The 18,780-nt window shown below is 50.2% G+C and carries 15 protein-coding genes and 1 riboswitch; of the genes, 11 read left to right on the top strand and 4 right to left on the bottom strand.

All coding sequences use genetic code 11. From position 1 onward, the window contains the following. The first annotated feature begins 64 nt into the window (after nt 1-64). The 7 genes from ACO0K2_RS16960 (at nt 65) to ACO0K2_RS16930 (ending at nt 9,761) form a co-directional block, all read left to right on the top strand. Complete coding sequence (locus ACO0K2_RS16960) at nt 65-718, top strand: TetR/AcrR family transcriptional regulator (protein WP_423020986.1); 654 nt, start codon at nt 65-67, stop codon at nt 716-718. Between the two features lie 9 nt (nt 719-727). Continuing rightward, entirely contained in the window at nt 728-1,705 is a 978-nt protein-coding gene (gene hlyD, locus ACO0K2_RS16955) for a secretion protein HlyD (protein WP_423020984.1), read from the top strand. Further along, nucleotides 1,702-3,495, top strand: a complete 1,794-nt coding sequence (locus tag ACO0K2_RS16950; RefSeq protein WP_423020982.1) for an ATP-binding cassette domain-containing protein — start codon at nt 1,702-1,704, stop codon at nt 3,493-3,495. The genes hlyD and ACO0K2_RS16950 overlap by 4 nt, the downstream gene beginning before the upstream one ends. After that, nucleotides 3,492-4,634 (top strand): ABC transporter permease, encoded by a 1,143-nt coding sequence (locus tag ACO0K2_RS16945; protein WP_423020980.1) that lies wholly within the window; start codon nt 3,492-3,494, stop codon nt 4,632-4,634. The genes ACO0K2_RS16950 and ACO0K2_RS16945 overlap by 4 nt, the downstream gene beginning before the upstream one ends. A 2-nt stretch (nt 4,635-4,636) precedes the next feature. After that, nucleotides 4,637-5,731 (top strand): ABC transporter permease, encoded by a 1,095-nt coding sequence (locus ACO0K2_RS16940; protein WP_423020978.1) that lies wholly within the window; start codon nt 4,637-4,639, stop codon nt 5,729-5,731. 48 nt (nt 5,732-5,779) lie between these two features. Continuing rightward, nucleotides 5,780-7,204: an efflux transporter outer membrane subunit gene (locus ACO0K2_RS16935; RefSeq protein ID WP_423020976.1), complete on the top strand. Its 1,425-nt coding sequence runs from the start codon at nt 5,780-5,782 to the stop codon at nt 7,202-7,204. A 751-nt stretch (nt 7,205-7,955) separates the two neighbouring features. Further along, entirely contained in the window at nt 7,956-9,761 is a 1,806-nt protein-coding gene (locus ACO0K2_RS16930; RefSeq protein ID WP_423020974.1) for a methyl-accepting chemotaxis protein, read from the top strand. 74 nt (nt 9,762-9,835) lie between these two features. Here ACO0K2_RS16930 and ACO0K2_RS16925 read toward each other — a convergent pair whose 3' ends face one another. Continuing rightward, nucleotides 9,836-11,143, bottom strand: coding sequence for a benzoate/H(+) symporter BenE family transporter (locus tag ACO0K2_RS16925; protein WP_423020972.1), 1,308 nt, complete (start codon nt 11,141-11,143; stop codon nt 9,836-9,838). 88 nt (nt 11,144-11,231) lie between these two features. On the opposite strand from ACO0K2_RS16925, the gene ACO0K2_RS16920 reads away from it, so the two are divergent. The 3 genes from ACO0K2_RS16920 (at nt 11,232) to ACO0K2_RS16910 (ending at nt 14,658) form a co-directional block, all read left to right on the top strand. Beyond that, the gene (locus ACO0K2_RS16920) at nt 11,232-12,755 is read left to right on the top strand and encodes a PLP-dependent aminotransferase family protein (RefSeq protein ID WP_423020970.1); all 1,524 of its coding nucleotides are present in this window, start codon (nt 11,232-11,234) and stop codon (nt 12,753-12,755) included. A 246-nt stretch (nt 12,756-13,001) separates the two neighbouring features. Beyond that, nucleotides 13,002-14,162 carry an MFS transporter gene (locus ACO0K2_RS16915; RefSeq protein WP_423021031.1) on the top strand — a complete coding sequence of 387 codons (1,161 nt, stop codon included), beginning with the start codon at nt 13,002-13,004 and terminating at the stop codon, nt 14,160-14,162. A 58-nt stretch (nt 14,163-14,220) separates the two neighbouring features. Continuing rightward, nucleotides 14,221-14,658: a DsrE family protein gene (locus ACO0K2_RS16910; protein WP_423020968.1), complete on the top strand. Its 438-nt coding sequence runs from the start codon at nt 14,221-14,223 to the stop codon at nt 14,656-14,658. Nucleotides 14,659-14,671: 13 nt separating this feature from the next. Here ACO0K2_RS16910 and ACO0K2_RS16905 read toward each other — a convergent pair whose 3' ends face one another. The 3 genes from ACO0K2_RS16905 to glyA form a co-directional block, all read right to left on the bottom strand. Beyond that, complete coding sequence (locus tag ACO0K2_RS16905; protein ID WP_423020966.1) at nt 14,672-15,550, bottom strand: hypothetical protein; 879 nt, start codon at nt 15,548-15,550, stop codon at nt 14,672-14,674. Nucleotides 15,551-15,652: 102 nt separating this feature from the next. Beyond that, nucleotides 15,653-16,132 (bottom strand): transcriptional regulator NrdR, encoded by a 480-nt coding sequence (gene nrdR, locus ACO0K2_RS16900; protein WP_423021029.1) that lies wholly within the window; start codon nt 16,130-16,132, stop codon nt 15,653-15,655. A gap of 116 nt (nt 16,133-16,248) precedes the next feature. Further along, entirely contained in the window at nt 16,249-17,499 is a 1,251-nt protein-coding gene (gene glyA / locus ACO0K2_RS16895; RefSeq protein WP_423020964.1) for a serine hydroxymethyltransferase, read from the bottom strand. Nucleotides 17,500-17,604: 105 nt separating this feature from the next. Further along, nucleotides 17,605-17,731, bottom strand: a riboswitch (ZMP/ZTP riboswitch). A gap of 223 nt (nt 17,732-17,954) precedes the next feature. Between glyA and ACO0K2_RS16890 the strand changes: the two genes are divergently transcribed. Then, nucleotides 17,955-18,707 (top strand): SDR family NAD(P)-dependent oxidoreductase, encoded by a 753-nt coding sequence (locus ACO0K2_RS16890; protein WP_423020962.1) that lies wholly within the window; start codon nt 17,955-17,957, stop codon nt 18,705-18,707. The last annotated feature ends 73 nt before the right edge of the window (nt 18,708-18,780 follow it).

Below are 18,780 nucleotides of genomic sequence, written 5' to 3'. Positions count from 1 at the left end.
GCTCAACCGTGAGCATCAAAAATTTTGCCTTGCATTGTTTTATACATGTGTATAAACTGATTGAATGAAAGTTCAATCAACATCAAAAAGTACCCGCGATGTGCTGCTGCAAAGTGGTTTGGCATTGGTGTCGCAGAAGGGTTTACGCGGACTGACCGTGCGTGAATTAGCTGCACACGCCAACGTTAATCTTGGCAGTTTTGTTTATCACTTCCGAAATCGAGATGCGTTCCTGCAGGAACTGGTGGAGATCTGGTACGAGCCCATGTATGCGCAGTTACGCGAGACCAGCGAGTCGTCCGACGAGACCTCGGCCGTTGGTCGGCTGCGGGCGACCATTGAGAATTTGATTGATTTCGTCAGCGCAAACGCCGCGTTTATTAGCCATTTGTTTGCTGACGCCATTGCGGGTGAGGTCGCTGCGCAGCAATTTTTATTGCATTTACCGTACCGTCATCCGCAGATTATTTATCGCTTATTGCAAGAGGCGCAGTCGGAGCGCAGTGTCCCCGATGGGTCCGTTTTACATTTGATGATTTTTATTATGACGGCGGTCGGTATGCCCATGTTATTAGCAGGTGAAATCATGCAAGGGTGTACTTGGTTGCCAGTTGATGCACAAAAAATGCGTGATCTGATGCGCGATCCGGCTGCGGCAAAGCAACGATTGGTATGGGCGCTCGCCGGCATTCAACGTAGTGGTATTGCAAGTGAATAAGGGATCTCTATGAATAAGAAATTAATTGGTGTTGTCGCGGTAGCGGGCATTGCTGCTGTGGGCTATTTTGGTTTTTTTGCAAAACATAACACCGCAAATGACGCAACGATCTACGGCAATGTGGATATTCGTGAGGCCACACTAGCATTTCGTACCGGCGGTCGGGTTGCGGAAGTCAAAGTGGATGAGGGTACGATCGTCAAAAAGGGCGACGTGCTTGCGCGCTTAGATCCTGAGCCGCTCAACAATAATCTGCAAAGCGCCACGGCCAATGTAGCAGCGTTAGCAGCCCGCAATGCCATGATGCATCAGGGCTTCCGTCAAGAAGATATTGAACAGGCTAAAGCAAAGGTACAAGCGGCTGAGGCGGCATTGGTGAACGCTGAGAAGCAGCTCGCAAGGCAAACTTCGTTGGTTACTGAGCAAGCAACGACGCAGCATCTGCTCGATGATGTTCGCTCCGCACGGGATCAGGCAAGTGCGCAGTTAAAAGCAGCCCAACAACAAGCACTCGAAATGCAGCGCGGATACCGCAAAGAAGAGATCGCGGAATCGGATGCGTTACTCGCACAAGCACGTGCCAACTTAGCGAATGCACAGTTAGCGGTATCGGATGCGGTATTGGTCGCCGCCAGTGATGGGATCGTTCTGACCCGCGCGATCGAAGTCGGCACGATGGTGCAGAGTGGAACGGTTGCGTTCAATTTATCATTGACCAAACCAGTGTGGGTGCGCGCCTATGTACCCGAGCCGCAATTAGGTCGCTATCCTGCAGGTGCCCATGTGACATTGGAGACCGATTCGACCTCTGGAAAACAATATCACGGCACCGTTGGCTTTGTGTCGCCGACTGCAGAGTTCACACCAAAATCGGTCGAGACGACGGATTTACGGACGTCACTTGTCTACCGTATTCGTATTGTGGTCGATGATGCTGACGCACAATGGCGACAAGGGATGCCAGTCACGATCAGGTCAGCAAAATGACAATCGTCTCACCTTCATCTTCACCTTCATCGGAGATGCACTCTAACGCCGCTAATCAAGAGGCGATCTTGATTCAGGATTTGGTGAAGCGGTTTGATGGACAGCATGTGGATGCGATCGCGAAAGTGCATACGAGCATTACGCGTGGGACGATCACCGGCTTAGTCGGTCCAGATGGCGCTGGTAAGACGACCTTATTGCGCTTGCTAGCAGGGCTGTTGCAGCCCACTTCTGGGAGCGTGAGTATCAACGGTCTTGATCCATTTTCTCAAAGCGATGCCTTGCATGAACACGTCGGTTATATGCCGCAAAAATTTGGTCTCTATGAAGACTTAAGTGTGCTTGAAAATTTGACGTTGTACGCGGATTTGCGCAACGTCACGGGCACTGCACGCGAAGAGAGTTTTGCAAAGTTATTGGCATTCACTGCACTCGCGCCGTTCACGGAACGCCAGGCCGGTAAATTGTCTGGCGGGATGAAACAGAAGCTGGGGTTAGCGTGTGCGCTCCTTGGTACACCTCAAGTATTGTTGCTCGATGAGCCTGGCGTCGGTGTTGATCCGATCTCGCGGCGTGAGTTATGGAAAATGGTACGGGAGCTTGCGCAAGGGGGGATGACGGTTTTATGGAGCACCGCGTATCTCGATGAGGCAGAATTGTGTGATGACGTCCGTCTGATGAGCCATGGACAAATTCTGGCAAGTGGCGCACCGCAAATGTTAATGGATCAGATGCGTGGCCGTTGTTTGCACATTGGCGGCATCGCTGGACATCGACGGGATGTTCTACGGCGCGCCCTCCGTTTGCCGGAGGTGATGGACGGTGTCATTCAAGGTCGCAATGTCAGGATCGTATTGCGAGATAAAGATAAACGTCCTGACATGCAGGCCGTCGATGCGGGCCCTGATGCGACACTATTAGAAGTCGCGCCTCGTCTGGAGGATGCCTTTATCAGTGCGCTGGGCGGTGGCCCTGGTGGCGAGTCAGTCCTCGCCGCACTCATGCCCAATCTATATCAATTGCACCCCGATAGCGGAGAAGCAGCGATTCCTGTGATTGAGTCGAGGGAATTAACCAAGCGATTCGGTGATTTCGTGGCGACTGATCATGTCAGTTTTAAAGTGGCACGTGGTGAAATCTTTGGTCTGCTGGGCCCCAACGGCGCTGGAAAATCAACGACGTTTAAGATGGAGTGCGGTTTGTTAAAGCCGACATCGGGTCAAGCATTGGTCATGGGGAATAACCTCAAAGATAGTCCCTCCAAAGCACGTCAGTTGCTCGGCTACATGGCGCAAAAATTCTCGCTCTATGCGCAGTTGTCGGTGCAGCAAAATCTGGAATTCTTTTCTGGCATCTACGGTTTATCTGGCGCAGTTCAAAAAGAGAAAATCACGCAAATGGTGAATGCCTTTGCTCTTCAACCTTACCTTGATACGCCGACGGAGAAATTGCCGCTTGGTTTTAAGCAAAGGCTCGCACTTGCTTGCGCAGTGATGCACGAACCGCAAGTGTTGTTCTTAGATGAACCGACCTCGGGCGTGGACCCCGTAACACGGCGTGAATTCTGGACGCACATCAATGGCTTGGCAGATAAGGGCGTCACTATCATGGTGACAACACATTTTATGGATGAGGCGGAATATTGTGATCGTATTGCCTTGATTTACCGTGGCAAATTACTCGCGCTTGGTACACCAGATGATCTGAAACGAAAAGTGGTCACACCAGAGCGATTGAATCCGACCATGGAAGATGCGTTTATCGAATTAGTATTGGAGGCAGATCGATGAATTCACCTTCTCTTAGTCCTGTTTCGGTGCGTCGCTTACTGGCCCTGTGCCGTAAAGAGACGTACCAAATTGTGCGAGATCCGAGCAGTATTTTGATTGCATTTGTGATGCCACTGATTTTGTTATTTGTCTTTGGCTACGGCATTAATTTGGACGCGAATTATCTTCGTGTTGGATTATTAGTAGAAGACACCGGTACCGCGGCGATTCAATTTGAGCAAACCTTGCGTGCGGGAAATGGTTTTCAGATTCATAGTGGGAATAGCCGACCAGTCCTCATGGCCGCATTAGTGCGAGGTGAGATCCGAGGTATCGTCGTCATTGGTAGCGACTTTTCATCGAAAGCGCAACAAGGGCAGGGCGTGGCAGCGATCCAAGTATTAGCAGATGGGTCTGAGCCGAATACGGCACAGTTTGTCTCTGCCTACGTCAATGGTGCTTGGGCACGCTGGCAAGAAACCATGATGCAAAATCGAGGTGTGAATAATGCCGCAACGATCAACGTTGAAACGCGCACGTGGTTTAATCCTTCGAGTGTCAGTCGCAATTTTCTTGTGCCGGGCTCGATTGCGGTCGTGATGACGATTATTGGTGCATTGCTGACATCGCTCGTGGTAGCGAGGGAGTGGGAGCGTGGCACGATGGAAGCGTTGCTGGCGACACCCGTCACGAAAGCAGAATTACTCTTATCAAAAATTCTTCCTTACTACATCCTCGGTATGGCTGCGATGCTGTTGTGTCTGCTGGTGGCTGTCTTGATGATGGCGGTACCATTTCGGGGATCATTACTTGCCTTATTTGGTATATCGAGTTTATTTCTGGCGTGTGCCTTGGGTCAGGGCTTGTACTTATCGACCGTTATGCGTAATCAATTCAATGCAGCGCAAGCGGCACTCACGATTGCTTTTTTGCCAGCGATGATGTTGTCTGGATTCGTCTTTGAGATTTCTAGCATGCCAACTTATCTGCAATGGCTGACCAGAATCATTCCAGCGCGGTATTTCGCTAATTCGTTGCAGACTTTATTTCAGACCGATCTCGTGACCTCGGCGTTGTATTTAAATGCTTTCTACCTAGGCCTCTTGGGCTTGTTGTGGGTTGGCTTAACTGCCATTAAAACCAAACGTACGCTGGATTAAACATGCTATATCGACTAATCAGACTGATCCGTAAAGAGTTGCAGGCGCTACTGGGGAGTAAGCAAGGACGCATGATGTTGATGATGCCAGTCATATTGCAAACCGCCATCTTCCCTTTCGCCGCGACATTGGAAGTGAAAAATGCCAGCCTCGCTATTTATAACCAAGATGATGGTAAAGCGGGGCGTGAATTGGTGGAAAGACTCTCCCATACAGCAGCGTTCACGCACATCTTGATGGTCCACAGCCAGCAAGAGCTGAATGACATTATTGATACGCAGCGTGCGTTGGTGGCAGTTGTTGTGCCGATGGACTTGTCACGTCAGCTCAGTAAACGTCTTCCTAGCAAAATACAAATGGTGGTGGATGGACGTCGATCCAATAGCGGACAGATTGCCAGTGCCTATGCACTTCAGGTCGTCAACGATTTTGGAAAGGAGCTTGGTGCTAAGCCCGTTGCAAGCATTACTCTCCGTAATTTATATAACCCCAATCTTGAATATAAATGGCACGTCTTGCCAAGTCTCGTTGCCATTATTACGACGATTGGATGCTTGATTGTCACGGCATTGTCGGTGGCGCGCGAGCGTGAGGAAGGGACCTTTGATCAATTGTTGGTGTCACCATTAACCCCTGCTTACATCATGGCGGGTAAGGCGATTCCTGGCGTGATGGTGGCGTGTATCCAAGGAAGTTTTATTGCGTCGGTGGCACACTGGATCTATGGTGTGCCCTTTACCGGATCGTTGTTGTTGCTGTTTGCGGGGATGGTTGGCTATGGATTGGCACTCGCCGGCGTTGGCTTGTTCATTTCATCGGTGTCAGCGACACAACAGCAGGCATTTTTGGGGGTGTTCTGTTTTATGACCCCTGCGGTGATGCTGTCTGGATATGTTGCGCCGATTGAAAATATGCCACTCTTTTTGCAATGGGTGGCACATCTGAATCCGTTGACGTATTTCATTCTGATACTGAAAGGTGTCTTTTTGAAAGGGCTCGGCTTTGCGGGGGCGTGGCCCTACATCTGGCCTTTGTTGTGTATTGCGTTTGGTAGCCTGACGTCGGCTTTATATTTGTTCCGACGTCACATCGCTTGATCGACGATTTTTTGTATTGTTGTTTGCCCTGTTAAGATGAAATCAGCCATGAAAAATAATTTATTACTTGTTGGTGCGATGAGCGTTTGTGTGACATTTGCAGGCTGCAAATCAGTCGGGCCAGATTATGTTGCTCCTGTGAGTTCATTACCGACATCGTTCAGTACGTCACTGCCGCCTTCCTTAGCGGGTGAAGCACAGATCAAAGCGTGGTGGAAAAATCTCGGTGATGCCGAACTCAATGGATTGATCGCCGATGCGGTGGCAAAGAATCCTGATGTCATGATGGCAGATGCGAGATTGCGTCAGTCGCGTGCCCTTCAAGCGGTGCAGGATGGCGCGTCAGCACCGACGCTAGAGGCATTGGGTCGTGTCACAAAGGATACGCTTAGCCAGAATGGCGAACAGTTTGCTAACGTTCCCTTAAAGCATCCATTAGTCGAGTTCACCAATCGTCAGATTGGATTTGATGCATCATGGGAGATCGACTTGTGGGGGCATCAGCAGCGCGTGTCTGAGTCCGCCAATGCACGTGCCCAGGCGTCAGCGCAGCGTTTGCAGGATGTGCAACTGGTGCTGGTGGCCGAGGTTGCCCGAAATTACATTGAATTGCGTGCGGTACAGCAGCGCTGGCAAGTAGCGAAAGAAAACGCAGAAAATTACAACGAGGCGCTTCGGTTGACACGCCTTTCACACCAGCATGGAGAAGCAAGTCAGCTGGATGTGGAGCGAGTAGAAACGCAAAGAGATAATTACCTCGCTTCGCTCCCTAATTTTCAGCAAATGCAGCAACAAAGTCTCGTTGCGTTGAGTAATTTAACGACCTTGTCTCTGCCTGAACTTGAGCAGCGATTGGGTACGCAACGTGCGCTTTTAGCGGTTCCACAGGCACCAGCGATTGGCATTCCTGCCGATGTATTGTCGCATCGCCCCGACGTGCGCGCGGCCGAACGTGACCTCGCTGCGGCAAGTGCGGATGTTGGTGTAGCAGTGAGTGAACTCTATCCCCGATTTTCGTTAGTGGGCAATGCCGGCTGGTCTTCGGTTCAGTCTGATAACTTATTGCAAACGGCGAGCCGCAATTGGAGCATTGGTCCACAATTTACGCTCCCCATTTTCAATGGTCAACGTTTGCAAAACCAAGTCAAAGCAAACCAAGCAGCGTTTGACGTCGCTTCAGCAAATTACAAAAAGGTGGTGTTAAACGCCGTGAACGACGTTGAGCTGGCGCTGAACCGAATAGGGCGCAATGAAGAAAGTCGGCAACAACTCTTGGCATCCTTACGTTTACAGCAGCAATCCCTAAAACGCTTGCAGCGGCAACTCGCCGCAGGTGAGGTCAGTCAGTTTGCACTGATTGACAACCGAAAACTCATCGCTGCGCAGCAAGACCAAATTCTGCAAGTGCAGACCCAAAGTTTGACGGGACTCATTGCGCTCTATAAGGCGTTGGGCGGCGGCTGGTACGAGTAATCTCCCATATTGTCGGTGCGACCTATTTCTGGCCGTCTGCTCTGTGGGGTGGGAGAGGCGATGCCGGAATAGGTGTGATGGCTTGTCGCCATATGCTAAGAATGCAATATCATCCGCGACCTCTCTTTGTCGCATACTTCAATTTGTTGACTTTAGGTAAGTTTTTTTGTCTTCATGGTATCCTCTTGCCCTGAGTCACTATTCAGGCGTTTTCTTGTTCTTATTTTCACTTGTAGCAGAGATCTCCATTGACTACGATGCATAAGTAGTCATTGCAAAGAGATCCGTCGTTGACTACGAGCAGCCGTTCTTTCACTTGATGCTGCTCTCTCATGGTTTCGTCGGAAGTGCTCATCGCACAGTGGTGCAGCGCGTTCGTGTATTGATTAATTTTAATAAATTCGCAATATCTTTTGTTGCCAATTAACACGCTAACCAACATCACGAAGACCGAGTCGCTATACAATCGTTGTGTTGTTGAATGCTTGAGTGCTTCAATCGCAAGCTCAGATGTCAAGCTAACATTGGGTACCGCTATGGTGCGTCGATATGTGACCTTGATTTGTGACCTTGATTGGTGACGTTGACATCCGAAGTTAACATCCGATGTTGTCTTCGTGTTAGCACCCGTTGAAGAGTGGTCATTGAGGTGGGTGGTGATGACCATGCTGAATCGTTCGAGGCTGATACTTTCACCTCGTTTTGACGTTATGTGAAGTGAATAGAAAACGTTTCATTTTAGGAATTAACTATGAATTCTTTATCTTTACGCCAAAAACTGATTGCCATTTGTGTTTCAACGATGATTTTAGGCATGATCGCCGTGGTCATCGCCAACTTCTACACCACCAAATCACGCATGATTGAGTCGATGAATGCGCAAATGTCGCAGCTCTCGCAAAAAAGTGCTTTGTCGATTGCCGATTGGGCTAAATCACAAAAAACGGTTGTTTCTTCCCTTAAGTTAGCCGTCGAGTCACCAGATCCGCTGCCTGCTGTGAAAGCGGCGCAAATGGCAGGTGGTTTTGACTTGTCGTATATCGGCTATGCAGATAAGCACTTTGTTTTTTCCGAAGAACGCAAACGTGCTGCGGATTACGATCCAACGGCACGTCCTTGGTATAAAAAAGCCTCGTCAATCGCTGGGCCTGTTTTGACAGCACCGTACACTAGCGCCAGTACTGGCAAACTGTTGGTGACGTTTGCGGAGGCTGTCGGCGTGAGTGGTCAGACCAGCGCTGTCGTGGCCTCTGATGTGCTTCTGGATTCTGTGATCAATAGCGTGAACGCCATTAAGCCAACGCCTGATAGCTTTTCGTTTTTGGTTGATAAGAGCAAGGGAAATATCATTGCGCATCCGAATAAAGATCTGATTCTCAAGCCATTGAAGGATGTCGATGAAGCATTGTCTGTCGATAGCCTTGAAGAGATCGCCAAATCCGGTGGTGGTAAAGAGATGCGCATTAACGGTCGTGATGGCTTGCTGTATATGACGCCGATCGAGGGTACAGAGTGGTTACTCGTCATCGTCTTGGATAAGACACAGGCAACGCAAATGTTGGATGCTTTGCTGGTGTCATCGGCAATTACTGCGGTTGTGTTATCGGTTGCTGCATTCTTGGTCTTGACGTTCTTGATTACGAAATCCTTAAAACGCATGGAAACAGTGCGTGACGCGATGATTGACATTGCTTCTGGTGAAGGTGATTTGACGCAGCGGTTAAATGAAGAGGGGCATGACGAATTGGCGCAAATTTCAGCGGCGTTTAACCGGTTTGTGAATAAGATCGCCTCTGTTTTGTTTGAAATTCGCCATGCGAGTGAATCGGTCAAAGGCGCGTCGGGTGAGATCGCTGCAGGGAATGCTGATTTGTCTTCGCGGACAGAAATGCAAGCAGGTTCATTAGAAGAGACCTCAAGTACCATGGAAGAGTTAACGGCGACCGTGAAACACAATGCCGACAACGCGCGTCAAGCAAATCAAATGGCGTTGGCCGCGTCTTCTGTTGCCTTGTCAGGTGGCGAGGTCGTTGCGCGTGTTGTTGAGACCATGGGTTCCATCAAAGACAGCTCTCGTAAGATCGTCGATATCATTGGTGTGATTGATGGTATCGCCTTCCAGACAAATATCTTGGCGCTGAATGCCGCTGTGGAGGCAGCGCGTGCCGGTGAGCAGGGACGTGGTTTTGCCGTGGTTGCTTCAGAGGTTCGCAACCTTGCACAACGCTCTGCAGGTGCCGCGAAAGAAATTAAAGAGTTGATCGGTGATTCTGTATCGAAAGTCGATGTCGGAAGTTCATTGGTAGACGACGCTGGTAAAAACATGGAGCAGATCGTACAAGCGATTAAGCGCGTGGCGGATATTATTGCTGAGATCGCTTCTGCGAGTGAAGAGCAAAGTGCCGGTATTGGCGAAGTGAATGGCGCGATTGCTGACATGGATGACATGACGCAGCAAAATGCGGCACTTGTTGAGCAAGCCGCCGCAGCAGCACAGAGTTTGCAACAACAAGCGCACAACTTAGCGACGACAGTTGCTGTGTTTAAACTCGATTAACATCGAGAAGGCGTTTCAACAACCCGCGACGAACGCTTGTCGCGGGTTTTTTATTGCTGATTATTCCTTGTTCTTCATCGTATTGGCGACTGAGTGACCGCGGTGTTGTCTTGTATTTTGCGCGGTTTCAGTACGACATAGCTCAGCAGGCCGAGTGAAATTCCCCAGCACGCCGAACCCAAGCCCAGTACCGTGATATTCGATGCAGTGACAATAAAGGTAATGAGGGCAGCTTCACGTTCTTCGGCAAGCGCCATGGCTTGACTGAGGCCATTTTGTATTGCGCCCATTAATGCCAATCCCGCGACGGTGGTGACCAAGGCATGTGGAAGCAATAAAAAGAGTCCCTTGAGTGAGCCTGCAAAACAACCAATGATCACGTAAAAAATGCCACAAGCGATACCGGCGATCCACCTTTTGTTCGCTTCATGGTGGGCTTCTGGGCCAGTGCAGATGGCTGCTGTGATCGCGGCGAGGTTGATGCCATGGGAGCCAAAAGGCGCAAGGAGGCAACTTGCCGCCCCCGTGGCACTGATGAGCTGGCTCACGGGGGCCTTCTCAAAGCCTGCGGCACGTAATACGGCAACACCGGGTACTTGTTGTCCCGTTAGGCAAAGAAGTGCCAAGGGAAGGCCAATGCTAACAGTGGAGCTAAGAGTCCATGTTGGCATGGTCCATACTGGTGTGGTGAGGGACAGCGACCACCAGTTCGGAGAGTGCGCGCCGGAGATCGCAGTCGACTGACCCCATCCACATACCATACTCAATATCACGCCAGTGAATAAGGTGAGGACGATGGCATAGCGTGACGTTTGCCGTTTAAAAATCAAATACGCGATAAATAGGATGGCAGTAAGTATCGGTGCGCCTGCGACCTCGCTGCGTGCATTAGCAAATACCTCCACACCAAATCGAAAAAGAATGCCTGCAAGCATCGCTGAACAGACACTTTTGGGAATGGCTGCCATGATTTTTTGAAAGGCACCCGTCAAGCCAATAAAGCAGGTGAGGGCACCTGCAACCAGATAGGCCCCAATTGCGTCGTGATAAGAAACGGTCACGAGTGAAGAAACGAGGAGTGCGGCGCCAGGTGTATTCCAGGCACAAATGACTGGTATCTGATAGCGATAGCTGAGCAATATTCCGCATAGGCCTGAACCAATTGAAACAGCCCATAGCCATGAACTACTAAGCGCGTCGCTCAGATGCGCCGCTTGTGCTGCTTGCAGCATAAGTAGCATGGGGCCAGCATAAGAAATCAAGACCGCGATCATTCCGGCAAGTATTGCTGGGAAATAGTCTTTGGCATGTGAAAGTAACGAATCAGCTTTCGTCGTTGCTGACGTTACTGTCGGTGATGTGGGGGAGATGGATGTTTTCATGCAGAGAGTGTACTGATTGTGGGCGCTTCGTTTGCACACAGGTGTGCAGTCGTTTATGCTGTACAGATTGCTCTCAAAGGAATCTGTAATGCAGTACAGTTATCAGCAACTCGCAGCGCAGTTGGCGCAAGAAATTACCTCATCACACTACCCGATCGGCGAGCGCCTGCCCTCAGTGCGCTCCTTGGCGGCATTGCATCATGTGAGTGTTTCTACCGCCATTCGTTGTTATCGGCATCTTGAGCAGGTCGGGCTCGTAGAAGCGCGCGCAAAATCAGGAATCTTTGTCGCCGACTGGAAAATGCGGCGGCGTGATAGCGGCACTGCAAATACTGCGTTGCACGCAGATGCCTCAGCGAGACAGCGAGCGAATCGTGAGGCACTTCAGCCTGTCTCTTACGATAAATTACGTTCTTTGCAGCATAGAATGTCAGAGCTGTACTTATTGACAGAGCAGCCTTTGCAATGGGGACTGCACCTCGCTAGTGCCGCACCAGAATGGTATCCCACCGCTGATTTATCGAAGATTGCACAACGATTGTTGAGGCAGCATCCAGAGATGCTGGGCGAATACCCGACAGGTACGGGTTTGCCTGCGCTCAAAGAGCAATTGGTGCAATGGTTTTCGATATTCAATATGGAAGTGCATCCATCGGAGCTGTTGGTAACGAATGGATCGACAGAGGCGTTGAGTATCGCACTGCGAGCCGTTGCGCAAGCGGGGGATTCGGTGGTCGTTGAGTCGCCAGTGTATTTTGGTTTATTACAAGTAATCGAGAATTTAGGCATGCGCGCCATTGCGATTCCCTGTACGGAGAAAGACGGGATGAGTATGGAAGCGTTGGACTACGTGCTCGAACATCAGTCTGGCATCAAAGCCATTGTGGTCATGCCCAATTTTCAGAATCCACTGGGATGCCACATGCCCGTCAAGAATAAAAAGCGACTGCTTAAATTGGCTGAACAATGGGATCTTGCGGTGATTGAGGATGATGTGTTCGCCGATGTCGCACCATCCACTGCATTCACTGAGCGCGCTCAGCCACTGAAATCGTGGGACAGACATGGGCGTGTGATTTATTGTGGTTCTTGCAGCAAGAGTATGGCTCCTGCATTCAAGATTGGTTGGGTGGCAGGAGGTCGATTTCACGCCAAAATTGCGGCACTGAAACTGAGTCTGTCTTTGGTCACGCCGCTCGTTGAGCAAAGAGTTCTGTCGGAATTCATGCAAAGTGGTGCGATGCATGGTCACTTGCGAAAATTGCGGGAGCGTCTCGCCGCCACCATTCCACTTGCGACACGTGCTGTACAAGCCTATTTTCCCTCGGGGACGCAGCTCATCAGCACAGCGGGTGGTTGGTGGTTGTGGATCGCCTTGCCAGAAGAGGTCGATACGCTTGTCTTGCTGCGTCGATCAGTCGCACAGGGACTATCCTTCACGCCTGGGGCCATGTTTTCGAATGCCGATAAATTTGCGCATTTCTTGCGGCTCAATATTGCCCGTCCTTGGGGGCGTGATATGGAACGTGCACTTCAATTGTTGGGAGAACTGACCCGACAATTGTTGCTGGAAACGGGCGACAGGGGGCAAATTTCTCGTCCTCAGAATTAATTGTCGATTTGTTCTAGAATGGGCATCCATCTTCGCCGCTTCTTACCATGTTGATCAATGTACGCTGCAACTGCTCTACAGTTGCTCTACAGTGGCTCTGTATGTGCATTGTTGCAATAAGAATGGCGATTCCCCGAATTGAGGTTAGTTATGTCAGCATCACCACATCAGTCTCCCGCGGCCGCTTCTGTGGCATCTCCTGCAACGCAACCACCTATCCAACAAGCTAATGACGCATTTCATAGCATGCCAGTCATCAGTACATGGATGACTTTCTTGCTTGCTGTTTCCTGTGGATTGATTGTCGCTAATTTGTATTATGCGCAGCCATTGGTCGGGCCGATCAGTCAGGCCCTTGGTTTGGATCCGAAAGCATCTGGGTTGATTGTTACACTGACGCAGATTGGTTATGGCGTCGGGCTGTTATTGATTGTTCCATTGGGTGATTTGATTGAAAACCGCCGATTAATCCTAGGGACGATGGTCTTAGGGACGGTGGCGCTAGTAGGTGCCGCGACGGCGAGTACGCCCCTTTTATTTTTGATCGCCGCTTTTTGTATCGGTGTGGGATCGGTCGCTGTTCAGATTTTAGTGCCGCTCGCCGCCCATATGGCCCCCGAAGCCATTCGTGGCAGAGTAGTTGGTAATGTCATGAGTGGCTTAATGATGGGGATTATGCTGGCGCGTCCGGTCGCTGGGTTTATCACACAGATATCCTCTTGGCATGTCGTATTTTATGTGTCGACGGTCATCATGGTCCTGCTGGCGGTGGTGTTATCCCGCGCTTTGCCAACGCGTGTTCCTGTCGCCAAACTTCGCTACGTTGAATTGCTGCAATCTATGTGGCATCTGACGCTGCACACACCAGCTTTACGTCGCCGCGCCATTTATCATGCGTGCTTGTTTGCCGCATTCAGTATGTTCTGGACGACAACACCTCTATTGTTGGCGGGCCCTTCTTTTCATTTGTCGCAAGCCAGTATTGCCTTGTTTGCCTTAGCTGGTGTGGCGGGCGCTGTTGCTTCGCCGATTGCCGGGCGTCTCGCTGATAAGGGCTGGACACGCCCAGCTACCTGCGTCGCGATGCTTTGTGTTGCGGGGGCATTTTTGATGACGCACATTGCGCCTGCGGGCTCGTCATGGGCGCTCGGACTGTTGGTTGTGGCAGCAATCGTGCTGGATTTTGGCGTATCGGGTAATCTCACCTTGGGACAGCGAACGATTTTTGCGTTAGGGGCGGAACATCGCTCTCGTCTCAATGGCGTCTACATGGCCACCTTTTTCATGGGTGGCGCCGCAGGCTCAGCCCTTGGTGCGTGGGCTTACGCTTATGGTGGCTGGTGGTTGGCGTCTTGCTTTGGATTTTCTTTGCCTGTGATTGCACTGATCTATTTTGCAACCGAGTAGAATGGACGTTGTTGGCATTGAGGACTTGGTCCTATTATCACGATGAAAAGGAGTGTGTATGCGTCAATGGGTCTCTCTCGTTGCTACTTGTGTGTTAGCGGTCAGCGCACTTCAAGCGAGTTCTGCCGGTGCGGCGGGTCTGAATAACGATGCCAAAATGAAAGTCGTGGTGCAAGTCAGTGACGATGATCCGCGCAAATGGCAAATGGCGCTGAGTAATGTAAAAAATATCCAGCGCGATCTCGGTGCTGATCACGTCGAGATTGAGGTTGTTGCTTTTGGCCCAGGTATTGCGATGTTAAAGGCAAATGCGGTGACCGCGGCGCGTGTTACAGAGGCCAAGGCGGATGGTATTGTATTGAATGCGTGCCAGAATACGATGGCAGGGATGAAGCTCACACCTGAGGATATGAATCCAGTCGTCACTTACGTACCCTCTGGCGCCGGAGAGGTGGTTAAGAAACAGTACGCAGGATACGCCTATTTGCGTCCATAAAGCGACTAACTCGTCACGGCTGCTTAGCTAGACGTTTTTTCTTTTTTTGATTAGGGAAGCGTTGCAGGAATTTGTTTTTTAAATGCATGACACGCTTCCATAATGATGGTCTCTCACGCGCCGCGCGACTCTGGGCGTCGTCTTCTTTCATTTTCTCCGTTGCATCGACGATTGAAATTCCTTTGACCATCAAGGTCTCGTCTTGGTGTTTTCTACTAACGGGGTCACTCGCGTGCGCAATCATGCCGTCGCTTAAGTGATAGGCTGCAATGGCGGCCGAAATAGCAGGGTTGTTCGACATTGCGGTCGCGTATAAAGCAGGCGTCACAGTGAGTGTGGCGGGTGTCGCAATGGTCTCGTCAATTGTTGCTGGCGCTTGCTGAACCTGTGCGTTTCCGAGACTGGATACGTTGACTGAGGGCGATGTCGATGGCAAGAGTTGCGCTTGGTGAATTTCTGCGGCGACTGAGTTAACGTTCTCAGCTGCAATTGCACTGAGCAGTGCTTCGCTCGTTAAGCTAGTCTGAACCTGGCTATTCAACACAGCATCCGACGTATTTTGGAGTGCAGTCGTCGCTTGCGGTTGAGTCGTTTGGGTATTCGTTGACGTATTGTAGGCAAGTGCGGCGAGCGCGATATTGTTGAATTGTTGTAGTGCGTTGGTTTGCGCGTTGATCTCCGCTGTTGTTGCAGGTTGATTCGCGAGGTCCAATTGCGCTTGCGCATCTGTTTGGAGCAAGTTTTGAATGCGTGCGAGTGTCGATAGTTCGACGACGGTGCCTGATTCAGCGAGTGGCGCGATTGACTGCGACGAGGCATGCGGCGCTGTCGTCGTAGGAATAGCATTGACGGACGTTGCAGGCGGTAGTGGCGGGATAATCGGCGTGCTCATCGCATTCTCCGAATGGTTCTTGGTGTTGTTATCGGCAGTAACAAGCGAGAGTTAAGTGGGGGCGATGAAAGTTTTCTCTGGCATCGCAACAGCAAGTTGATGTTATTTTTTCGTTTTGCTTGCAGCACGATGCTCAACATTGACTTCTTGAATCGCTTCCGCAAATTCTGAAATGTCTTCGAAGCTTTTATAGACTGAGGCAAAACGGATGTAGGCGATTTTGTCGAGTCGTTTGAGTTCTCGCATCACCAGTTCACCGAGTTGGACTGACATGATTTCCCGCTCGCCGCTGGCAAGTAACTTTTCTTCGATACTTTGTACCGCATTGTCGACCGCTTCTGCGGATACGGGGCGTTTCCGCAATGCAAGCATCAGACTGGCGCGTAATTTTGCCGATTCATATTCCGACCGGCTACCATTTTTCTTGACGATGACCGGCATGATCAATTCGATTCGCTCGTACGTTGTAAAGCGTTTATCGCATTGCGCGCAGCGGCGTCGGCGGCGCATGACATTACCTTCTTCTGAGACGCGTGTATCAATCACTTGGGTGTCGTCGTGATGGCAGTAAGGGCATTTCATGTAGGTACGTGTATCTTTCTGATGTAATTTTTCAGGGGTTACGATCAATCGGTCTCATGTGCTGCGCTTAATAAAACGCCACTCAGCGAGTGGCGTTTTCATGCATTGCTTACGACTTACTTCGCGTAGACAGGGAAAGCAGTTGTCAGCTTTTTGACTTCTTCTTTCACACGTTCGATTGTTGCTGCATCGTTAGGATTGTCCAGCACATCCGCAATCAAATGACCTACTTTGATCGCTTCTGCTTCCTTAAAGCCACGCGTTGTAAAGGCTGGGCTGCCTAAACGAATGCCAGATGTAATCATTGGCTTTTGTGGATCGTTAGGAATACCGTTTTTGTTACAGGTCATGTGCGCAGAACCCAAGATGGCTTCCGCTTCTTTGCCTGTCAGACCTTTTGGACGCAAGTCGACGAGCATTACGTGGGATTCTGTACGACCAGACACAATACGCAGACCGCGTTCAGTCAATGTTTTTGCCAATGCTGCGGCATTTTTAACGACTTGTTCTTGGTAAGCTTTGAACTCTGGTGTGAGGGCTTCTTTGAATGCGACCGCTTTACCAGCGATCACGTGCATCAATGGACCGCCTTGCAAACCTGGGAAAATCGCAGAGTTGATTTTCTTTGCAATCGCTTCGTCGTTAGACAAAATGATACCGCCGCGTGGGCCGCGTAAGCTCTTATGGGTTGTGGATGTAACGACGTCTGCAAACGGTACTGGGTTTGGATAAACGCCAGCAGCGATCAAGCCAGCATAGTGCGCCATATCAACCATGAAATACGCGCCAACTTCTTTAGCGATTTTGCTGAAACGCTCGAAGTCGATACGCAATGCGAAGGCAGAGGCGCCAGCGATGATCAGTTTTGGTTTGGCTTCACGTGCCAGTTTTTCCATGGCGTCGTAGTCGATATCTTCATTGGCATCGAGACCATAAGAAACGACGTTAAACCATTTGCCAGACATATTGAGTGGCATACCGTGCGTGAGGTGACCACCTTCCGCCAAGCTCATACCCATAATGGTGTCGCCTGGGTTCAGTAATGCAAAGAATACGCCTTGATTGGCTTGGGAGCCGGAATTGGGTTGAACGTTAGCGAAGTTGGCACCGAATAATTGCTTCAAACGGTCGATAGCGAGTTGCTCAACGACGTCAACGTGTTCGCAGCCACCGTAGTAACGTTTACCTGGATAGCCTTCTGCGTATTTGTTCGTCAATTGAGAGCCTTGGGCTTCCATGACGGCTGGGGATGTATAGTTTTCAGAAGCGATGAGCTCGATGTGTTCTTCCTGGCGATGGTTTTCCAGTTGAATCGTTGCGTACAGTTCTGGATCGATATTGGCGAGTGTATGGTTTTTAGCAAACATGGCTTTCCTGATTTTCCTGTTAATGTAAAAAACGTGATCGGTGATTGTTTTCTATGAGGTGTCAGTCGGACGTGGTCGTAGAGTGGCAGCCTCACAAATTTACCATCAGGCTACCCAGGCGCACGGCGAGGGTCTTTCGACCCCGAAATCTCACGCTTCCCGATGGATATCCATCTTTTGTTGGTGTTCATATAAGAGTCAGCCAACGTTTTCGCCAGTCACGTGAGACGAAATGGTGCACAGATTTTACGTGATGCCTTATGAATGGGCAAGCATAGCGTGCGATCTTTTCGGTGCATGTGGAATCTACTTAGGTTGGTGCATTAGCCGCGTCGAGGTGCATGACCAATTGGGGTGATAATCTGAGTGCATTTCTGCTGCAACGCGTAAAAGCCCTTAGAATAGCTGCAGTAAATTTCATTCTGCTCGATAATTATTGTCTTAAAGGAAATTGTATGATCGTATTAGTGACTGGTGCAAGTTCAGGATTTGGCGAAGAAATAGCGAAGAAATTTGTACGACACGGTCATCGCGTGATCGCTGCAGCGCGTCGGATTGATCGTCTTTCTGCATTGCAGGCGGAATTGGGTGAGCATTTGTTGCCTGTACAACTCGACGTCACTGATAAAACGTCCATCGCGCAGGCGCTGGCGAGTTTGCCAGCAGGGTGGAAGGAGATCGACGTGTTGGTCAATAATGCAGGACTTGCATTGGGCACCGAGCCCGCTCACCTGGCGTCACAAGATGAGTGGGATACGATGATTGATACCAATTGCAAAGGGTTGGTCACAATGACCAGAGCGATCCTGCCAGACATGGTCGCTCGTAACACAGGGATGATCATTAATATTGGCTCTATTGCTGGATCAACACCTTACCCAGGTGGTAATGTCTACGGCGCAACCAAGGCGTTTGTGGATCAATTCACAAAAAATCTGCGTGCTGACATGGTCGGTACGGGAGTTCGTACGACGAATATCGCGCCAGGTCTGTGTGGCGGCACTGAGTTTTCGAATGTGCGTTTCCGTGGCAATGACGAGGCGGCCGCGAAGGTTTATGAGGGAACCGTACCACTCACAGCAGTGGATATCGCTGAAACAGCGTTCTGGATTGCAACGTTGCCCGCCCACGTCAATATCAATTACATCGAAATGATGCCAACTTGCCAAGGTTTTGGTCCCTTGAATATCAAGCGTCAGCCAGTCTAAGGTGCTTCTTTGGTGTTTTTGGGGTGTTCCCGAGGTGTTCGATAGCACTCATTGGATCAATGAGTGCTGATCA

Origin of the sequence: Undibacterium sp. MH2W (genome assembly GCF_049340215.1) — a bacterium.
GTDB lineage: Bacteria > Pseudomonadota > Gammaproteobacteria > Burkholderiales > Burkholderiaceae_D > Undibacterium.
This window is presented reverse-complemented; position numbering and strand designations above follow the sequence as displayed.